Origin of the sequence: Rothia sp. 27098_8_27 (genome assembly GCF_041432805.1) — a bacterium.
GTDB lineage: Bacteria > Actinomycetota > Actinomycetes > Actinomycetales > Micrococcaceae > Rothia > Rothia mucilaginosa.
In genome coordinates, this window is the sequence record NZ_JAPWAJ010000001.1 from 759552 (window position 1) to 776560 (window position 17009).

7 protein-coding genes and 1 tRNA gene are annotated in these 17009 nt (G+C 62.3%); 2 read left to right on the forward strand and 6 right to left on the reverse strand.

The features are described 5' to 3' along the window. Nucleotides 1–256: 256 nt before the first annotated feature. The 3 genes from O3675_RS02840 to O3675_RS02850 all read right to left on the reverse strand — a co-directional run bounded on the left by O3675_RS02840 (nucleotide 257) and on the right by O3675_RS02850 (nucleotide 5280). Nucleotides 257–333, reverse strand: a tRNA-Met gene (locus tag O3675_RS02840). A 333-nt stretch (nucleotides 334–666) separates the two neighbouring features. After that, the gene (locus tag O3675_RS02845) at nucleotides 667–3783 is read right to left on the reverse strand and encodes a UPF0182 family protein (RefSeq protein WP_371570834.1); all 3117 of its coding nucleotides are present in this window, start codon (nucleotides 3781–3783) and stop codon (nucleotides 667–669) included. Between the two features lie 273 nt (nucleotides 3784–4056). Continuing rightward, nucleotides 4057–5280, reverse strand: a complete 1224-nt coding sequence (locus tag O3675_RS02850; RefSeq protein ID WP_303941225.1) for a PDZ domain-containing protein — start codon at nucleotides 5278–5280, stop codon at nucleotides 4057–4059. Nucleotides 5281–5599: 319 nt separating this feature from the next. Between O3675_RS02850 and O3675_RS02855 the strand changes: the two genes are divergently transcribed. Further along, nucleotides 5600–7063, forward strand: coding sequence for a zinc-dependent metalloprotease (locus tag O3675_RS02855; protein WP_371570837.1), 1464 nt, complete (start codon nucleotides 5600–5602; stop codon nucleotides 7061–7063). A gap of 155 nt (nucleotides 7064–7218) precedes the next feature. Here O3675_RS02855 and O3675_RS02860 read toward each other — a convergent pair whose 3' ends face one another. Beyond that, nucleotides 7219–7851, reverse strand: a complete 633-nt coding sequence (locus tag O3675_RS02860; protein ID WP_371570838.1) for a M48 family metallopeptidase — start codon at nucleotides 7849–7851, stop codon at nucleotides 7219–7221. Next, nucleotides 7835–9793 carry an ATP-dependent helicase gene (locus O3675_RS02865; RefSeq protein WP_315355302.1) on the reverse strand — a complete coding sequence of 653 codons (1959 nt, stop codon included), beginning with the start codon at nucleotides 9791–9793 and terminating at the stop codon, nucleotides 7835–7837. The genes O3675_RS02860 and O3675_RS02865 overlap by 17 nt, the downstream gene beginning before the upstream one ends. A gap of 327 nt (nucleotides 9794–10120) precedes the next feature. Here O3675_RS02865 and O3675_RS02870 point away from each other — a divergent pair, with 327 nt between their 5' ends. Then, entirely contained in the window at nucleotides 10121–11122 is a 1002-nt protein-coding gene (locus O3675_RS02870; RefSeq protein ID WP_371570840.1) for a phosphotransferase, read from the forward strand. A 1048-nt stretch (nucleotides 11123–12170) separates the two neighbouring features. Here O3675_RS02870 and O3675_RS02875 read toward each other — a convergent pair. Next, a complete protein-coding gene (locus O3675_RS02875; RefSeq protein ID WP_371570843.1) occupies nucleotides 12171–16940 on the reverse strand; it encodes a UvrD-helicase domain-containing protein in 4770 nt (1589 codons plus the stop codon). Nucleotides 16941–17009: the final 69 nt, after the last annotated feature.

A 17009-nucleotide genomic window follows, 5' to 3' on the forward strand; every position in this document is an offset into this window, starting at 1 on the left:
CGATTAGGCGGTGAAAATCCTCCTCTGCAACCTCCCTCCCACGAGATCATGCACGAGCGAAGATAGTCATACGCCCCGAAGGGGCGTTGGATGATAGTCCTCGATGTTGGGTGATAGTCCCCCCTCCCCCCCCCCCCACCTCGACGACGGGCCTGAGTTTGGCTGAAAGGTAGGGAATAACATAGGGATTCGGTCTCGTCAGGGCAAAACAAAACCCGGTATCTCAGCGACTTTTCGTTGAGATACCGGGTTTTTCTGGTTGCGGGGACAGGATTTGAACCTGCGACCTCCGGGTTATGAGCCCGGCGAGCTACCGAACTGCTCCACCCCGCGGCGACTCATACAACTATACAGACCCCAAACCGGGCATGCAAGCCAAAAACGCGATTTGTAACCAAGCACACAAAAATAGGGGCTGTTGGGTAGAAAGCAGTTGGGTAGGAATAGGGGCTACGGGGCAGTGCCAGGGGTAGAACATACAGGAACGGGGTGGAAGTGAATCACTTCCACCCCGTTCCCGCAGAGATGTTCCCGCAGAGACCGCTAGAGCTAGTCGGTAGGAGCCGTATCCAGTGCAGGCCCCGGATCTAGAGCGAGGACGCTAGACCCGTGGACATCCGATCCCTGAGCATCCGGTATGCGCTACTCCCCCGCTGTCTCTTAGGCTTAGCGAGAAGCCGAGGCGCTGGGCTTAGCGCTAGCCGCTGCGCTCGGAGCCGCCGAGGCACTGGGCGTTGCCGATGCAGAAGCCTTAGCGGACGCCGCGCTCTGCGCCTCCTCAGCCTCCAGAGCCTTCTTCACGGCTGCTTCCAGACGCTTCTGAGCCTCACCGTAGGCAGCCCAGTCGCCCTTCTTCATTGCCGCATCAGCATCGGTCATCGCCTTCGAGGCATCCGTCAGAGCCTGCTTCAGCTCCGAAGACTGCGAAGCCGACGAACCGCCGGTCGAAGCGCCCGAAGAACCAGAAGTACCAGAGGAGCCAGAGGCAGAAGCCGAGGGGCTAGCCGCCGAACCGTCCAGCTTCGCACCCGAAGAGCCACCGAACACCTGGTTCAGCGCCTCCTCCAGAGTCGGAGCGAAACCGACCTTATCGCCGAAGCTCACCAGCACACGCTGCAGACGCGGGTACTTAGCGTCACCGCTCGACTGCACGTACACCGGCTGAACGTACAGCATGCCGCCGCCCACCGGCAGAGTCAGCATATTGCCGTTAATAACCTCAGACGAACCGCGGCGCAGCAGGTTCAGCTGGTTCGACACCTCAGCATCAGAGTTGAAAATATTCTGAGCCTGACCCGGGCCGGGAACCACCGAAGAACGCGGCAACTCCAGCAGACGCAGCTTGCCGTAATCGGGGCTACGCTCGCCGTCCTTACCGGTACCGGCATCACCATTAGCGGCAAGGAAGCCGTACATCACGTTACGAGAGTTCGAATCGCTCTGCTGAGGAATGAACGTGGTCGTCAACGAGAAGTGCGCACGAGAATCACCGGGCATCTGCAGGGACAGGTAGTAGGGCGAAATCGGCTGGTTACGATCATTGGTCGGGTCGTTCGGAATCGACCAGACATCGTCACCGGCGTAGAAGCTATTCGCGTTCGTCACGTGGTACTTATTCAGCATGGTGCGCTGAACATTGAACATGTCAGTCGGGTAACGCACGTGGCTCATCAGCGAAGCGTTCATCTCACGGTAGCTCTTCACCGTGCCAGGGAAAACACCCTGCCACGCCTTCAGCACCGGATCCTCCTCATCCCACGCGTACAGGGTCACCGAACCGTCATACGCGTCCACGGTAGCCTTCACCGAGTTACGGATGTAGTTCACCGAGTTAGAACGCTGAGCACCCGCAGCGGTCGCCGCATCCTGGGAGCTACCCTGCGCGTAAGGGAACTGGTCGCTCGTCGTGTAAGCATCCACGATCCACTGCACGCGGTTATTCACAATCGCCGGGTACGGCTTAGAATCCACGCTCAGGTACGGCGCCACCTTACGCACACGATCCAGCGGGTTACGTTCGTACAGAATCTGCGAACCCTCACGCACCGCATCCGACAGCAGAATGTCAGAGGACTGGAACTTAATCGCGTAGGACAGGCGAGCCAGCAGCGAATCAACGCGAGGACCACCATAACCGGCGAAAGTGTACTTCGCATCGGAGGCGTTAGTCTCGTCAGCAGAGAGCGGACGGTCCAGCTCCAGGGTGTCGCCCTTACCGCCCACAATCGAATACTCCGGCGAGCTCATGCCAAAGTAAATACGCGGCTCATAATCCTCGCTCAGAGTACCGGTCGCCTTAATACCGGACTGCAAGAACTTCGGGTTACCCGCAGAATCCACCTGGTTACCATACGCGGCAATCACGCCGTAACCGTGGGTGTACACCACGTGGCGGTTATACCAAGAATCGCCGCTGGTCTGTGCCGGGTTCAGCTCACGAGCCGCCAGCACCGTATCCTGCGTGGTGTTACCCACCGCATAGCGGTCCACCGACAGCTGAGAATCAAAACGGTAGTACGGGCGGAACTGCTGCATCTGCGCAAACGCCGAGGACACAACATTCGGATCCAACAGACGAATATTCGCAATAGTCGCGCTCGAAGAGCTCAACGCACCCGCACGAGTATCAATCGTCGCGTCATACGGAGTGGTCTCAATCTTGTCCAAACCGTACGCGTAACGGGTCGCATCAATATTGCGCTGGATGAACTTCGACTGAGCGCCCTGCTCATTCGGAACCACCTGGAAACGCTGAACAATCCACGGGTACAGGCCGCCAGCAACCACGGCAACAATCACCAGCATCGCGGTGCTAATCAGCGGCAGACGCCAACGATTCATCGAAGCAGCCACCACAAACATGATCGCCACCAGCAAAGCAGAAATCGCCAAAATAGCGTTCACCGGGATTAACGAGTTCACATCCGTGTACATCGCACCAGCCCAACGGCCCACCTGCTGCTGAGTCGACGAATAGCGGTCCAACCAGAAGCTCACCGCACGAGTCAGCAAAAACACAGCCACCACAATCGCAGCGTGACGACGGAACGCCACGGTAGTACTCACACCACCGGGCTGCACCTTAATACCGCCGTAGAAGTAGTGCATGAACAGACCCGCAAGCGCCGACAGCACCACAGCGGAGGTCACCAAAGTCACCACCATGCGGAAGAACGGCAACGCAAACAGGAAGAAGCCGTAATCCAGGCCAAACTCCGGGTCAGTCTTACCGAAGGACTGCTGGTTGAAGAACAGCGCGACGGTGCTCCACTGAGTCATCGTCGCTGAAGCAATGAACAGACCCAACAGCAGCGGAACCACAATCAGCAGAACCTTACGCGCCTTATCCACGCTCTCGTGGTAGCGACGCATGCTCTCCTCAGCACGCTGCTGACCAAACACGTCACGCAGCATCTGCTCGGCAGCATCCGTGCCGCTCGTCGGCACGCTCTGATTCGGGTTCGGCGCCTCCTGCGGCTTCTTCTCGGACGCCGGCGCCACATCAGCATGACGGACCGCGTAGGACATCGAAGCCCACAGCGGCACAGCAATCACCACGGCAGCCACCACAAACACGGCTGCCTTCAACAAAATCTGGGTAGTGAACACGGTGCTATAACCCAGCTGATCAAACCACAGCCAGTCCGTGTACACCTGGGACGCACCCACAAAAGCAGCAATGAGCACCGCCACCACAGCAATCGTCACCCGCAGGGGGCTACGACGCTTAGGCGTTGACTTCTTCGGCTTGGGATGCGCGGTGTTATTGGTCGACTCAGACACAATTCCTCGCTCATCATACGTTCAGAGAAAATAACTGCCTTTAAGTATCTCAGAGGTAACGCAGAAGGGCAGAACCTCGTAGAAGCTCGGGGCGAAATATGACCGGGTTGAGAGGTTTTGGGACGCGAAATGCTGAGGTGAGAGGTGCTGGCGAGGATTACGGAGACGCAGACGAGGACAGAGAATAGGGTGCAGAACAGCCCCGGTACCGTAAAGTACCGGGGCTGACTTCTACGCTATACGGGCGAGAACCTTGCGGAGAGAAACGTTATGTTAGGAACCGCAGCGAGGCAGGGAATCATCCGGGGTGCCAGACTTAATTGCCTCGACCGTCTTCACCGCCTCATCCAGGGTCGACACCGGCACAACCACCATCGTGCCGCGCACCTGACCGGCGTGATAGTAGTTGAACAGGTCGGGGTCCTGCGCCTGCATCTTCACAATCGAATCGCAGTTCTCCTTAGGCGCCAAGAAATAACGCGCACCGTAACGGCCCGTCGCCAAAATCTTGTACTTGATGCCGCCAATTGCGCCAACCTTACCGTTCGCATCAATCGTGCCGGTACCCGAAATGTAGCTGCGGTACGGGTCGCCTCCGGCGTCCTCATCGGCGAGCAGGGTACCCTCGCTGAGCTTATCGACCGTGCCCAGCGCCAGCATCAGACCCGCACTCGGGCCGCCCACACCGTCCAGGTTGTACTGCACGTGTGCCGGCAGGTCATAGCTCTGCTTCAAACCCGCGCCCAGAATCCAGCGGCTATCGTCACTGGCACGAACCGGGGTCAGCTTAAACGTCTGCTGCTTGCCGCCACGTTCCACAGTCACGTCAATCGGCGAACCGTTCGAGGCGTTCACCGCCTTCGGAACATCGGTGAGGGTCTCAATCTGCTTCTCCCCCACCTTCACGATGCGGTCATCAGCCTTCAGAGCGCTCGCCGCCGGGGAACCCTCCACCGTGGAAAGCACCTGCACCTTCTCGGTCACCGCCATCTTCAGCTGGCGCATCGCCGCGACCTTCGCCTGAGTCTGCGAATCAGCCATCTGCGCGCCGGTCGCCGCCGTCGCCTGCTCATGGCTCACGTGCGGGTACAGGGCATCGGTCGGCACCACGAGGCTGCGGTTACCGTCAAACGCCAACCAGCCGTAGAACGCCTCCGCGCCGGACAGCTCCGTGTACGGGCCGCCCGAAACCGACACCGTGGTCATGTTCATCTTGCCGAACGTCTTATAGCTGGGCGCACCAGAAACCTCAATGACGTCCTTCTCCTGATAGGTTCCGAGCACGTCAAAGAGCGGGCCGGGGCCCTCCTTCACATAGGAACTGGGCAGAACAAAAGCACCAGCCAGCAGGGCACACGTCGCCACAGCGCTCACCGAACGCAGGTTCACGCGGCGCGGCGCAAAACGCGAACGACGCTTAGCCGCCTTCTCATTACTCTTCACGCTCGCGGAGGCGGCGTTCGGCTGCTGCTCAGCATCGGGGGTGGACTTAGTCATGGTTTCTACAGTACCGGATAAACCTGCTTTTCAACACGCGGGCGGGCACTGTGACAACACGCAGGCGGGCACCGTCACCCGCTAAAAATAGAGCAACCAGGAGGCGTTCACGCTCTGACCCGCGCTGCGCTATGTCAGCACCGCACAGTGACGGCGGCACGAAAAAGCTCCCAAACCCCGGCGACAGAGACAAGCTTGTGAGCCCTCAGCTGATTAAGCCGCATCCACAGCGGTGGCGCGGGAAATTCTCAGCAAAAATCGGTAGGCTGGACAGCGAGCGGGCCAGCTACGCCCACCCCCGGATTACGAAAGGCTTCACATGTCTGAGAACCCCACCGGCGGCGCCTCCAACGAGCGCGACCCCCTCGAAGAATTCATTAAGAAGATGCAGGAGCAGGGCTTCGACCCCTCCGCAGGGGCAACCGGCCAGGGCGGTAAGGGCGCCTCCTCCAACGCGCAGAACCCCTTCGGCGCGCTCTTCGGCGAAGGCGGTCAGAACCCCTTCGGCATCAGCATCGACCCCGAAGACCTGAAGAACATGGGCATGAGCTTCGACCCCGCTATGCTGCAGGGCATGTTCTCGCAGGTGCAGGCCATGTTTGCCGGCGCATCCGACGAATCCAGCCCTAGCGGCGTGAACTGGACCAACGTCAAGAATCAGACCCGCCAGATGCTCGCCTCCATGGGCGAGGACCCGGCGGTTCCCGAAAACCTCAAGCGCGCCGTCGAGGACGCCGCAAACCTGGCCGACCTGTGGCTGGATGCGGTCACCTCCATCGAGCGTCACAACCTGCCCGTGCAGGCCTGGTCCAAGGCCGAGTGGGTTGAGGAGTCCTTCGACTCCTGGCGCGAGATGGTCGAGCCCGTGGCCGCCGAGGTCACCCAGGCCATGGTCATGCCCGGCCCCGCGGACGAGCTGCCCGAAGAAATCGCCGCCATCTTCAACAGCGGATTCCTGAACAACGTCGGCGCCATGATCTTTGGCGCCCAGATGGCTCAGGCGCTCGCTCAGCTTGCCGGTGAAGTGTACTCATCCACCGACGTGGGCTTCCCCCTCGCGCCGGGCTCCTCCGCGCTGTTGCCCAACGGCTACCAGCAGCTCGCCGACAGTATCGAGGTTCCCCCGCAGGAGGTCCTGCTCTACCTTGCCGTGCGTGAATCCGCGCTGATCCGCCTGCACAAGGCAAACCCCTGGCTGCGTGAAGACCTGGTCCAGCTCGTGGCGCGCTACGCCCGCGGCATCCGCGTGGACATGAACCGTATGCAGGACGCCGCATCCCAGGTGGACATGAGCAACCCCGACGCCGTGCAGGAAGCATTCGAAGGCGGCATGTTCAGCCCCCAGCGCACCGAAGACCAGGAACTGGCGGTACAGCGCCTGGAGGGTCTGCTCGCCCTCATCGAAGGCTGGGTATCCGTCGTAACCGAGGACGCAACCCGCAACCTGCCCAAGGCACCGCAGCTGACCGAAATCATGGCGCGCCGCCGCATTGACGGCGGCCCCAGCGAGCAGGTCTTCGAGAACCTGGTCGGCTTGGAACTGCGCCCGCGCCTGGTGCGTGAGGCACAGCAGTTCTGGCGCTGGTACGAAGAATCCCACGGCATTGAGGCACGCGACGGCCTCTGGGACACCCCGGAGACTCTGCCCACCCCCGCCGAGCTGGAAGACTTCACCGCATACGATGCGCGCATGAACGAAATCAGCCTGGACGACGTGGACTTCGACTCGGAGCTGCAGAAGCTGCTGGACGGCGGCTTCGGCGACGCGCCCGAAGAAAAGTAAAGCCCAAAAAGTAAAGCGGCGAAAGTAAATAGCTGACACCTCGAGCGGGGGTGGCTTGTGAATGTACAAGCCACCCCCGCTCAAGTGTTCGATTGGAGTGTTTCGTTTGGTTTTTGATTCTTTGATTTTCAGGAAGCGCTTTAGCCAGCGGGATTTTAGTGGGCGCTGTTTTCGCCGCGCTCGCCCCGTTCACCTTCAGCACGCGAGCGCCCCAGCGCGTACCCCTCCAGGTAGGCCTGCGCCCGCAGCAGCTGCGGGTAACGCGCCTCCAGGGCACGGAACGCCGCCGAATGATTCGGCTGCAGCAGGTGGCAGAGCTCGTGGTGAATCACCGAATCCAGCACGTACTCGAGCACGCCCTGCAGCTCCGAGGAGATGCGGATCTGCGTGTTCGCGTAGGTTGCCGAGCCCCAGCGCTGACGCTGGTTGCTCACCCAGCGAATCGACAGCTTCTCGAGCCTGCCCGAGGCGACCAGCTCCGGCAGGTTCTTCTGCGCCAGGTGCAGGGCGCGGGAGCGCAGGTACTCGTCCGTGACCGTCAGCTGCGTGGCACGCTCACGGCGGGCGGCACGACGCTGAATGCGCGGCAGCAGGCGGGCAATATGTTCGTCAATCTCCTCGCTCGTACTCGCGGCGGGAATGAGCAGGCGGTAGGCGGGGTTGCCGTGCTCATCCACGCCGTCGCGCTGCATGCTGACGGTGCGGGTGCGGCGCGCCGAGCGGACCAGCTCAATCTGCGGGCGGTCCTCGGTGGCGGGCAGGATTTCACGCTTAAAACGCTGAGCCATAGTCTCCTCTTCCCTTCGACGAACGGCGGGACTGCGCGGCACGGGACTGAGTCGAACGAGCCGAACGATCTTGCGCCGAGCGAGCCTGGCTATACGACGAGCCGGCGCTCTCTGCCCTGCGGCGGCGCTTCGCCGGATCAATATCGTCCAGGAAACGCGAACGCTTACGCTGACCGCGACCGCCCACGGTGCGGGTCATCGTCCAGGTCAGCCACAGGTACTTGCGGGCGCGCGTAATGCCCACGTACAGCAGGCGGCGCTCCTCATCCACCTCGTCCGGGGTGGTCGCAAAAGTAATGGGCATGAGGCCCTCGTTCAGGCCGCACAGGAACACGGCGTCCCACTCCAGGCCCTTAGCCGCGTGCAGGGAGGCGAGGGTGACGCCGTTGACCTGCGGTGCGTCATTAAATTCGCTGCGGTGGTTCAGGGTCGCCACGACCTCGTGCATGGTCAAAGGTAGTGGCTCGGGCACGCCCGGGCGCGGGTTCGCGCGGTGCTCCTGAAGCTGCTCTTGGCGGTGCTGCGCCATCATGTCCACCATGTGCACCAGGGCGGCGAGGGACTCCCACTTCTGGCGGGTGGCGCCTCCCGAAAGGGGGCCTTCCTCCTTATAACCAAGGCCGCCGAGCACATCGCGGGTGTAGCGGGTGACGTCCTCGGTACCGTCCGTGGACTTCGCCGAACCGCGCAAGGCAAGCATCGCCTGCTTGACCTCGGGGCGCTCAAAGAAACGCTCCGCGCCGCGCAACTGGTACGGAATGTGGGCGGCAGCCAGCGCAGACTCAATCGCCGCCGACTGCGCGTTCGTGCGGAACAGCACCGCAATCTCCGAAGGCGGCACGCCGTCCTTCTCAATCAGGTCGCGGATATCCTCGGCAATGCCGGCCGCCTCCTGCTCATCGTCGGCATAGCCGAACCACTCCACATCCACGCCGGGGCCGCGCTGAGACATCAGCTCCAGCGGCGGCGCCCACGAATGCGGGCTCGAATCCGGATGCGGACGACGCGCCGCCAACAGGCGGTTCGCCAACTCCACCACCTGCGAATGGGAACGGTAGTCGCGGGTCAGCTTCACCGTGTGCGCGCCACGGTACCGGCGCGCAAAATCCAGCAGGTAACGGCTGGTTGCGCCGGTAAAAGAGTAAATCGTCTGGGAGGCGTCACCCACCACGCAAATATCGTCGCGGCCACCCAGCCACACATCCAGCAGACGCTGCTGCAGCGGGGAGACGTCCTGGTACTCGTCCACCACAAAATGGCGGTACTGGTTGCGGACGGTCGCGGCGAGCTTCTCGTCCTCCTCCAGCATGGCGATGGTCAGCAGTAGCACGTCCTCAAAATCGATGAGGTTACGCTCATCCTTCAAATCCTCATACGCCTGGAAAATACGCTGCATATTCTGCGGGGTAACCGCCGAGGGCAGCTGCTTCTCACTCAGACGCTGCATGATGGTGTCTGGGGTGAGCAGCTGAACCTTCGCCCACTCAATCAGCGACGCCAAATCACGCAGCAGGGAACGATCCGTGCTGATGCGCAGACGGTTCGCCGCCTCCGTAATGAGCGCTGCCTTATTCTGCACGATGGACGGGAACGTACCACCCACCACCTGCGGCCAGAAATACGCCAGCTGACGCAGCGCCGCCGAGTGGAAGGTACGCGCCTGCACACCGTGCGCACCCAACTGATGCAGGCGGGTACGCATCTCCTCCGCCGCACGCAGGGTGAAGGTCAGGGCGAGTACGCGCGGGCCCTGGTAGCGACCGATCGCAATACCGTAGGCGATGCGGTGCGTAATCGCGCGGGTCTTACCGGTACCGGCACCCGCCAGCACGCGCATGGGCCCGTCCAGCTCGGTGGCGACCGCACGCTGATCAGGGTCAAGCCCGGCAAGGATATCGTCTGCGGAGATCATATGCTGAGGCTGCTGAGGTGTGGCGGTCATAATGCTCCATCAGTAAGGCGGGCGGTACGGGCAGGCGGCGTGCGCTCGCGCGGGCATACGGACATGTGTGTATGCGGGTGCGCGAGGCGGTGATAGCCGGTCTTCCATTGTATTCTCCCAGACTGTGTTCTCCAGACCCGCCGCGGCTTCTTAGCTACTGCTTTCGTTCAGGGCGTGAGGAACCCGCCTCTTTTGGAGTGGGCAAGTAGAAGCTCAACAGGCAGCGCAGGCGAGCACGTTTAGGCTTGTCCACAAGTATCTTCACCACTTGGCATAAAGATCCCAAAAACTACTAAACGGCACACATTGGTTTGGTAACCTTAACCCGTGACTTTATCTCCCCTTCAGCTAGCAGCCATCGTCTCCGCCGGAGTGCCCGGGATTTACCCCGTCGGCGCTGAACCGGTCCGCGAAGACAGCGACGACTTCGACTCGGCAATCATCGCCGACTCCACCGGTCGCCGCTGGCGAGTGCGCGCCCCGCGCCGCCCCGACGCCAGCATGCGCCTGGAAGCTGAACACCTCATCCTGCAGTCGTTCAGCCCCGGTCTGCGCGCCCGACTGCCCTTCGCCGTGCCCACCGTCGCCGGCACCGTACCCTACGCGGGCGGCAACGTGTTCGTGTACACGCACATCCCCGGCACCATCTACGACGTGGACCAGCTCGCCGAGCTGAGCCGCCGCGAAGTTGCGACGAACCGCCCCTCCCTGGCATCCATCATCGCCAAGGACATCGCGACCCTGCACGTGATGCCCGAAGACATCATTTACGAAGCCGACCTGCCCTCCTACTCTTCGGAGCAGATTCGTCTGCGCAAGAACGCCGAGCTCGAGCGTGCCGCCGCAACCGGTAAGGTGCCCGCCGACCTGCTCGCGCACTGGCGTGCTGTGCTCTCCCCCGGACCCATGTGGCAGTTCCGCCCGCGCGTGGTCCACGGTGACATGGGGGCCGAGAACCTCGTACTGCACGTCACGCCCTCGGCGGCGCGCATCGTGGAGGTCACCGGCTGGTCCGATGTGCACGTGGGCGACCCCGCGCAGGACTTCGCGTGGCTGTACTCCTGCCAGGACATCGACTTCACCGACGAGGCAATCGAGGTGTACCGCCAGCAGATGCCTCAGCTGCCCGACGCCTACCTGGCGCAGCGCGCGAACTTCTACGCGGAGTTCGCGATCGCCCAGTGGCTCACCCACACCGTGGAGGTGGGCGACCGCGACGGCGCAACCCACGCAGTGTCCATGCTCCTGGACATTCAGGACGACCTGCGTGCCTCCGGCGAACTGCTCGGACAGGAGGAGGTCGGCCCGCTGGTCGGTCCCGCCGAGTAGGTATTGGGTCGGGTAGCTGTTAGGTTGCTACTTACCGCATAGGTTTTCGGTTCAGCTAGATTTTCAGTTCAGCCCCGCAGTACTGCACTGCGGGGCTGAACTGTATCTACTGGGTTGTATATCCGCTGGGTTGTATATCCGCTGACTCGCGCGCCCGGTGAAACTAGCTCTCCTGACTGTCTGTCACTAACTGTCTGTCAAACCGACGGGATGATGCCTATAAGGGCTAGTGGAGGGGCTTTAGTGGGCTTTTTGTCGAAATTTCTTTAAGTGTTTCCCCTCACTTTTTGAGCGCCAGTTTTGCATTTTTGTGCATGAATGACTCAGATTAAGGCTGAGACTTGAAGGTGCGCTAAAGGCGCCATTCACAATATTTCCCGGGTGCAAATACGCCACAAACCCACATGAACCAACTTTTAACCCCGAGAGTCCACAGAGCCTCAACTTCACCTTGAACTATGCTCAAAATAGTGCATTTTAGGGTAAAAACTTACCCTGTAGATTTTTTCAAAAACTCCTGGAATACTTTTGCTGTGCCGCGAGAATACCAGCGGACACACTCCCCATAGCGCACTGACCAGCGCTGATATCGTGGCAGCGATAAAGTGGGGAGACAGATTGGACGGGACCCTGACCGGTCATGTCAGACCCGAGCCGGATTCATGCACCGCGCAACCAATCACCGATGGCAGAAATCTATAGAGTTACTTTCGAGGTTGTGTTTGAGAGTAAAGACGCACGCAAACCCCACGGGGCGCCGGCGGCGCGAGTGAGGCCGCGAGAGCGGCAGTCGTTCGGCGCGATTCTTTCCCGGAGCGTGCGAGGGCACGAAGTACCTCTATAGTTCTTCAGCGGCTGAGGACGCCTCATCACCCTAATGCAGTGGGGTGAAGAGGCGTCCTCTGCCATTAACCGTAAAAGTCCGCGCAGAAAAGCAGCTCACGAGGCGCAACGCCTCCGTGAGCTGCTTTTCTGTATTCGGTTACGGCTGGCGCTAGTACGCGAGCGCATGCCTCCGCCGCTTAGCCTTGCCGCTTAGCCTTGCCGCCTAGCCCTTGCGCGCCTCGCGGATCACCTTCGCCAGCTGCGCCTCCGTGGGCAGGCCGCCGCGGATCTGGTGGTCCCACACCTCCGCAACGCCCTTGCCGCCCAGGTACACGAACACGGTGCTGATACGCTCCGGGTCCACGCCCATAATGCGGGAGAACGCGATGCGGTACAGGCCCAGCTGGAAGCGTCGAGACTGCATGGTCGCCATCTTCGGGCGGGAACCGCTCTTCCAATCCACCAGAACCCAGCGTTCGCCGTTCTCGTCCTTGGTGCGGAACACCGCGTCGATACGGCCGCGCAGGCTTACGCCCTCGATGTGGGTTTCGACCGGGTATTCGACCGCCCAGATGCGGTCCTTCCACTCGTCGCTGCCCCACTCGCTGGTGGCGAAGCGCTCCCAGAGGCGCTGTACGGAGGCGTCCAGTTCGCTCTCGGATTCCTCGAAGTCGTCCTCGAAGGTGAACTCGTCCTGTTCCTGCTGGTCAGCCGGATCTACAGAATCAGCAGGCGGGGCGGAGGCGGCAGCGGAACCAGGCAGGTCAACGCCCACCGTGTCCTCCGCGTCGGGTGCCTCCAGCGGGTCGGCGCTCGGCGCTACCCCGAAGTGCTCCTCAATTAGCGCGTGCACCGCCGTACCAATCGTTGCCGCACGCGAGGGACGCTGAGGCACCGGGCGCATCAGCTGATGCACCGTGCCCTGCGGGTCCTCACTCAGGCGAATGAACGTGGACGCGGACAGGTGCCCCGGCAGCTGATCGCTCAGCACCGGGTCGGTCTGACCCATCATGAGCAGTAGCAGGTCGGCTTCGCGTTCCCAGTCCACCGCCTGCTGGCGCAGGGATTCGGGAATGGCGGACTCGCCGTGTGCCGCAGATGCAGCGGGTGCAGAGTGGTTTGCACTCTCCCCCGCTATATCCCCGCTCTGGTGCAGGTCATCCTCCCCCGCGCCGACGGCAAGCTCCACCGCCAGGGCGGCACGCTCCACCGCCTCGCGACGGCTCGAGGAGTTAATCGCAATCTCACGTTCCAGCTGCTCATGCTGGCCGCGGCGAAGCACCGCCTCCGTGCCCCGGTTGAGGGCATCGTCAGAAGCCCAACGCCAAATCACGGGGCGCTCCAGCGGGTCAAAAGGCCACATGGCGGTCAGCACCGCACCCAGATTCGGGTTCCTGTCCTCGTAGTTCTTCTGGGCGAACTGGCCGCGCACCTCAATCGGCAGAGCCGCCACCACCGTGGGCGAGAAACCGGGCTGAGGCGGTTGCGCCTCACGCCATTTCTCCCGCTCGGTGGCTTCGATAATCCATTCGGGCACCGGCAGGTTCAGGCGGGTACAGTTCTCCGCCACCGTGCGTGCTCGTACGGAAGGAGCCGCCAGCTGCCAATCCTGAGCGAGGGCGGGAGCCATGACCTCAACCAGCGCCCACGCGTAGCGTTGCACCTGCTCGGCGTAGGTTGCCCGAGCGTTCGCGCTCGCCTCCGCCTGTACGGGGGTGAGCTCGTCAGCGTCTACGGGGTAGAGTTCCAGCTCTTCCAGCAGCGCCGCCCCATCGGGGGCGGGCGGCAGGTTCGAGGGGTCCACAACCGTACCGTGCACCAGGGTCACCGGCTCCGCCAGGCGGTACTTCGACTCCGCCAGCTGCTCAACCCAGCGGCGCACATGGTTCAGGTGCACCTTCTTGCGCTTATCGGCAGGGTTCGGCATCGTGTACGACAGGCCCATGCCCACCAGCTGCGGTGCCGCCCAGGGGGTATCCATCGTCTCTTCGAAGCGCACAGAGGGCGCATCTACCGTGGGGGTGCCCATGCCGAAGAGCGACTTGAAAAGCATCTCCATCAGTTCCTCCCAGAAGGGCTGCACAGGCAGGGGGAGCATAGCGGCGCTCTTCCAGCGGTAGGCGCTCATCGCCAGCAGGTTACGGGCACGGGTCATCGCCACGTACATGAGGCGGCGGTCCTCCATGCCGGCATGCTCGGCGGCATCATCCTTATGCTCGGCCAGGTAGTCTTCCAGGTCCTTCGCCTTCTCGAAGGAGGTAATCTCCTCCGGGGTCTCAAGGATCGAGGGAAGGTACTCGCGGTCGCCACGCAGCGGCCAGGGCAGAGCCGTGCTAGCCGACACCTGCCACAGGTTCGGGGTCTGCCCGCCGGTCGCACTACCGCACAGACCCGGCAGAAGCACATGATCCCACTCCAGGCCCTTCGCCGCGTGCATGGTCATCAGCTGCACCGCGTTCGGGTCAGGCTCCACAGCGCCCAACGCCAGGCCCTTCTCCTCATCATCGGCACGCTCAAGCCACGCGAGGAAGCCCATCACGTAGCTCACGCCGCCCGAAGACAGCAGGAAGCGGCGCGCACCCGGGTCGCCCTCCTCCGCGCTCACGCCGTCAGAACCGGCGTAAATCATCGCGTTAATACGCGGCGCCGACATGCCGTAGGCGGCGGCCACCTCGTGGAAAGCGTCCAGGTTCGCCCGTGAACCCAGCGGGTCGGTACCCGGGCGGACCGCCAGCTCAATATCCAGCAGCATGGTCCGCTCAATCTCGTACAGCAGCGTGCCCAAGTCCTCGCTCAAACCGGCACGCAGCACGCGCATCTGCTCAGCAAAAGCACGCAGACGCTCCAGCGCCGCCGGGGAGAAACAGCGGCCGCGGTACTGCTCACCGTAGAGAGGTTCGCCGTCCGCGCCGTCCTGCGGCAGGTTCTCCACCGCCTCAATCAGGGAGGCGTAGCCGGAAGAATCCTCCACCGCGCCCTTGAGGGTTTCGTCCAGGCGCTCCTGGGCGGCACGCAGGTGCTCCGTCTGCAGGTTGATAGCAGCTGCGTCGTCAGCGTCTTCCGCCTCGGCGAGCATACGCAACGCCATCTGCTCGCGCAGGGCACGCTCACGCTCACGCACCAGCGACTGCGCCCAATCACCCAGCGCCAACATATCCGCCGCACCCAGACGCCAACGCGCACCCGTCAGCAGGCGCGCCAGAGCATCCGAACGGTTCGGATCAGCCAGCACACGCAACGCCGATACCAAATCCACAACCTCCGGCTGGGAAAGCAAACCGCCCAAACCCACCTGCTGCACCGGAATGCCCAGGCGCTCGCACTCCACACGAATCGGGTCCAGCTGACCGTGCACACGCGCCAACACCGCAATCTCAGGCATCTTCAAACGCGGACGCACCGAACCATCACCGGAACGATGCGCCGCGTAGGCGCGCTCATACTCGCGCACCGCCTGCGCACGCATCGCCGCAATACGCTCGGCAATAGCCACAGCCTCCTCGCGGTCAGAGTCGTGGTACGTCAAATCAACGCGCCCCACCATGCCCGCGGCAGCCTGCTCAAAAGCGGGTGAACCAGGCTCCCCCACCAGGGCGCAGCGCGGGCGCAGGTCAGGAACCTGAGCGGCGGTAATATCGCCGTCGGCGGCACGCACCCACTCGGGAACCTCCTTCAGCTTCTCCGCCACGTGGTTCGCCGCGTTCAGCACCGAAATGTCGTTACGCCACGCGATAGACAGGAATAGCGGCCGCACATGCTTGGTTGGGAAATGGCGGTAGAAGCTGAACATCTGACCGTCCGAAGCGCCACGGAAACCGTAAATCGACTGCTTCGGGTCACCCACAGCCATCACCGGATGCGCCGGAATACCCGCCGCCTCATCGGCACCGTAAATTGAGGAGAACAAGCTCATCTGCGCGTGCGAAGTGTCCTGGAACTCGTCCAGCAGAACCACCTTGAAGCGGGCACGCTCACCCTCGCGAATCGCCGGGTCAGCCTCCGCGATGCGGGCGGCAAAACGCATCAGGTCACCGAAATCCAGTACCTGCATGCGCGCCTTCACGCGGGCGTAGCTCATCGCCATGCGCGCGTACACTCGGCGGTTACGCAGCAGACGCTGAACCTTCTGAATGTCCCTCTCAGTCTTCGTCTCACGGCGAGGTTCGGGCACCGCCGCATACGCCGCCAACTGCTCGGTGCAGAAGTCAATAACCTGTTGCGGCTCCACCAGGTGCTCCGCGCACTCGTCAGAAAGCTGCAGCATCTGGTTAATCATGGTCGCCGCAGACACCGGCACGCCGTCCTTATCGAGGGGAAGCTCCCCCTCCCAGTACTGCACAATCTGCGCGGCAAGCTGCCACTTCTGCGCATCGCCAAGCATCTGCGCGTCCTGCTCCACGCCCAGGCGCAGACCGTACTCCTTGACGAGGTTATTCGCGTAGGAGTGGTAGGTGAGCACGGTCGGGTCAGCGATGCCCTCACGCAGCTCCTCATCGCTCGGGGCGACGCGACGGCTACGGCGCAGCGTGTTCAGGCCGGCACGCATACGGCTGCGCAACTCGGTTGCCGCCTTGCGGGTAAAGGTCACGCCAAGCACCTCTTCAGGGCGCACAAAACCGTTATCGACCAGCCAAATCACGCGGTCAACCATGGTCGCGGTCTTACCCGAACCGGCACCGGCGATGACGAGGGTCGGGGCGGGGCCCGCCTCAATCATGCGGACCTGCTCGGGGGTCGGCTTCTTACCGTCGGCGCCGTTGAGCATCTCGGCAATATCGAGGGCGCTGCGGTAGTCGGCAGGCTTCAGCGCGGGGTCGTTCGCGGCGGCTTCAGCAGAGAAGAGCACGCCGTTGGGCAGCTGCCAGCTATTGTGCTCGCACCACTGGGCGGGGGTGAGCATGCCGGTGCCAGAACCGGGGTGAGCGCCGGGGGTAGTAACGCCCGGGTTAGTAGCGCCCTGCATATCAGCGCTATATGCGCCAGAGTCAGTCATGATTCCTCTTCCTCATGGATCATTCTCATGGGAGGTTCGGGGTGAGTGATATCGAAAGTAAACGTAGGG

Coding starts and splice junctions, on each gene's coding strand:
- O3675_RS02850 (WP_303941225.1), bottom strand. CDS start 5,280: ATGACTAAGTCCACCCCCGATGCTGAGCAGCAGCCGAACGCCGCCTCC.
- O3675_RS02865 (WP_315355302.1), bottom strand. CDS start 9,793: ATGACCGCCACACCTCAGCAGCCTCAGCATATGATCTCCGCAGACGAT.
- O3675_RS02875 (WP_371570843.1), bottom strand. CDS start 16,940: ATGACTGACTCTGGCGCATATAGCGCTGATATGCAGGGCGCTACTAAC.
- O3675_RS02855 (WP_371570837.1), top strand. CDS start 5,600: ATGTCTGAGAACCCCACCGGCGGCGCCTCCAACGAGCGCGACCCCCTC.
- O3675_RS02860 (WP_371570838.1), bottom strand. CDS start 7,851: ATGGCTCAGCGTTTTAAGCGTGAAATCCTGCCCGCCACCGAGGACCGC.